The 3,250-nt window shown below is 72.5% G+C and carries 4 protein-coding genes; 2 read left to right on the forward strand and 2 right to left on the reverse strand.

The annotated features are described in order from the left end of the window. Positions 1 to 146: 146 nt before the first annotated feature. Positions 147 to 527 carry a zf-TFIIB domain-containing protein gene (locus ACFWEK_RS20280; protein ID WP_430544999.1) on the reverse strand — a complete coding sequence of 127 codons (381 nt, stop codon included), beginning with the start codon at positions 525 to 527 and terminating at the stop codon, positions 147 to 149. 80 nt (positions 528 to 607) lie between these two features. Here ACFWEK_RS20280 and ACFWEK_RS20285 point away from each other — a divergent pair, with 80 nt between their 5' ends. Together ACFWEK_RS20285 and ACFWEK_RS20290 are read left to right on the forward strand one after the other, a co-directional pair. Next, complete coding sequence (locus tag ACFWEK_RS20285; protein ID WP_430544998.1) at positions 608 to 994, forward strand: universal stress protein; 387 nt, start codon at positions 608 to 610, stop codon at positions 992 to 994. 91 nt (positions 995 to 1,085) lie between these two features. After that, the gene (locus tag ACFWEK_RS20290) at positions 1,086 to 2,501 is read left to right on the forward strand and encodes an alanine/glycine:cation symporter family protein (RefSeq protein ID WP_430555208.1); all 1,416 of its coding nucleotides are present in this window, start codon (positions 1,086 to 1,088) and stop codon (positions 2,499 to 2,501) included. Here the strand turns inward: ACFWEK_RS20290 and ACFWEK_RS20295 are convergent. After that, positions 2,455 to 3,250, reverse strand: a 796-nt coding sequence (locus tag ACFWEK_RS20295; protein ID WP_430555209.1) for a phospholipase effector Tle1 domain-containing protein, incomplete at its 5' end; no start/stop codon positions are given. The two genes, ACFWEK_RS20290 and ACFWEK_RS20295, sit on opposite strands and share 47 nt — an antisense overlap.

Genomic DNA, 3,250 nt, shown 5'->3' on the forward strand with positions numbered 1-3,250 from the left:
GACTTCCCGCTGATGATCGGGCTCACCCGCGCGGTCAGCCCGCTGCGGCTCAACGGCATGGCGGGCATGCTCACCCGCGCCAAGCGGCAGGTGCGCGAGCAGCTCGCCGCCGTCTGACGCACCCGCCGACGCGGGCTTCGGGCCCGTCAGAAGTCGAACAGGTCCCCGAGGAACGAGTCCTTCTTCTTGCGCTTGCGGTAACGGGGGTCGTACCCGCGGTCGTCGTAGCGCTTGTCGTCGTACCGCTTGTCGTCGTACCTCGCGTCGTCATGGCGACGGTCGTCGTAGCGCTTGTCGTCGTAGCGACGCTCGTCGTACGACGCCGGGTAGGGCGGCCCCGGGGAGGCCGGCGCGGGCGGCACGGGCCCGCGCGCCTCGGCGGCGATCTCCGACTCGAGGGACCGTTCGATGATCTTGTCGAGCTCACCCCGGTCGAGCCACACGCCCCGGCACTGCGGGCAGTAGTCGATCTCGATGCCCTTGCGCTCGGACATCACGAGGACGGACTGGTCGTGGGGGCACTGCATGGTGCGCTGCTCCTTCGTCGGCTGGTGGGGTCAACGGGTCGGACCGGCGCGAGGTTCCCTCCGTGTGCGAGAGTGTGCGCATGACGGTGCTCGTGGCCTACAACCCGTCGCCCCACGGTGAGGCGGCCGTCCGGACGGCGATCGCGGAGGCGACCCGCCGCGGGCTGCCGCTGCACGTGGTCCATCTCGCCCGGTCGGACGACCCCGTCGACGGCGACCCCCTCGACGGCATCCTTGCCGAGGCGGGCGAGAGCGTCGAGGTCCTGCCGGTCACCCGCCGGCCCTCCGGCACCGAGCCCGCGGACGCGATCCTCGACGCCGCCGAGGCGTCCGGCGCGACGCTCGTCGTCCTCGGCTCCCGCAAGCGCTCCACCGCGGGCACCTTCCTCGTCGGGACGACGACACAGCGGGTGCTGCTCGACTCCCCCGTCCCGGTGCTCGTCGTCAAGGACGCCTACGACTCCTGACCGGCTGCGACGCGTCGGGCCCTCGCCCGACCGGCGACACGCGCCGTCGTCCCCCGACGGATGACGACGGCAACGGGTTACGGTGCGCGGCGTGGATTCCTTCGCTGACTTCATCGCCGCAGCCAGCTCCTTCGTCTGGGGCCCCTTCCTGCTGATCCCGCTGCTGCTGGGCACGGGCCTGTACCTCACGATCCGGCTCAAGGGGCTGCAGTTCCGCAAGCTCGGACCCGCACTGCGCCTCGGGCTGCTCCAGCGCAAGGAGGCCTCGGCGGGCGACGGCGACGGCGAGGGCGACATCTCGCACTACCAGGCGCTGACCACCGCGCTCGCCGCCACGGTCGGCGTCGGCAACATCGCCGGCGTCGCGACCGCCATCGGCATCGGCGGCCCCGGCGCCCTGTTCTGGATGTGGGTCACCGGCCTCCTGGGCATGGCCTCCAAGTACTCGGAGGCGTTCCTCGGCTCGAAGTTCCGCGTCGTCGACGAGAAGGGCGAGCAGCGCGGCGGGCCCCAGGAGTACCTCAAGCGGGGCATCCGCGGGCCCCTGGGCAAGATCCTCGCCGTCGCGTTCGCCGTCTTCGCTGCGCTCGCCGCGTTCGGCATCGGCAACATGACGCAGACCAACACGATCGCGCAGTCCCTCGACGACACGTTCGGCGTCCCGCCGCTGGCGACGGGCATCGTCATCGTGCTCTTCGTGGGCGTCGTCCTCATCGGCGGCATCAAGCGGATCGGCGCGGTCACCGCGTCGTTCGTGCCGACGATGATCCTCTTCTACATCCTGGCCGGGCTCCTGGTGCTCGGCGCGAACGTCACCGCCATCCCCGACGCCTTCGCACTCGTGTTCACCGACGCGTTCACGGGCACCGCGGCCACGGGCGGCTTCGTCGGCTCGACCGTCGCCCTCGCGCTGCAGTACGGCGTCGCGCGCGGCCTGTTCTCCAACGAGTCGGGCCTGGGCTCGGCCGCGATCGTCGCTGCCGCGGCGAAGACGCACCACCCGGTGCGCCAGGGCCTGGTGTCCATGACGCAGACCTTCATCGACACGATCATCGTCGTGTCGTTCACCGGCCTGGTCATCATCACGTCCGGCGCGTGGACGTCGGGCGAGGAGGGTGCGGCGATGACGTCGACGGCGATGTCGTCCGGCCCGCTCGCGCAGTTCGGCGGCGCCGTGGTCGCGATCGCCGTCGTGTTCTTCGCGCTCTCCACGGTGATCGGGTGGGCGTACTACGGCGAGCGGTGCGCCACCTCGCTCTTCGGCATCAGGGTGTCGCTGCCGTACCGCGCGATCTTCACGCTCGTGTGCCTCGTGGGCGCGGTCTGGGAGCTGGACCTCGTGTGGGGCGTGGCCGACGTCCTCAACGGACTCATGGCGCTGCCGAACCTCGTCGGGCTGCTCCTGCTGTCCGGGCTCATCGCGCGGGAGACGAAGGCCTACCTCGCGAAGGACCCCGACCTCACCGACCCGCCGGCAGCGCTCGAGGACTTCGCACCGGTTCGATGAGGTCGTCGCCCGGCACGACGAACGGGCGCAGGTCGCCGCGGGCGGCGTCGACCCGCTCGACGGGGACGCGCTCCACTCCCCCGGCCTCGGTGATCCACCAGCCGAGGTTGGGGGCGAGGGCGGCGTAGCCGTCGCGCAGGACGTGCCGCAGCACGGTGTCCGCGAGGCGCACGCCGTCGCGCCACGCCCCGACGACCTCCGCCGTCACGACGTCGTGGCCCGTGGCGCCGGCCGTGAGCTCCGCCGGGGACGACGGCACCGGCAGCGCGAGGACCCGCAGGCCGCGGCGGAACACGAGGCGGCCGTCGACCGTCGCGTAGCGCGGCCGCACGCGGGTGGCCACGTTGAGGATGCGGAACGGCCACGGCGGAGCCTGGTCCAGGACCAGGGCGGCGCGCGGGGTGAGCTGACGCGCGAGACGGTGCTCGTCGAACTGCACGCCCACGGCGCGCATCTCGGCGGCCATCCACTGCAGCGCGAGGTCGGACAGGCCGCAGCGCGAGCCGCCGCCGCCGACGTCGCCGTGGGTGCCGGGGAACCACACCTGCTCCACGCGGCCTGGCGGGTCGTCGTCGGGCACGGTCCACAGGCACGGCGCGAAGGTCAGACGACGCTCGTCGATCGCGAGCGCCTGCCGGGCGGTCTGCACGGCGGGCGCGAGGGAGACGTCGTGGAAGCGGTTCTTGCGACGGGAGGGGCCCGGGACCCCGAGCGCGCCGACCGTGTCGAAGACGCCCAGGAAGCGGACC

The organism is Isoptericola sp. NPDC060257 (assembly GCF_042726645.1).
GTDB classification, from domain to species: domain Bacteria; phylum Actinomycetota; class Actinomycetes; order Actinomycetales; family Cellulomonadaceae; genus Isoptericola; species Isoptericola nanjingensis.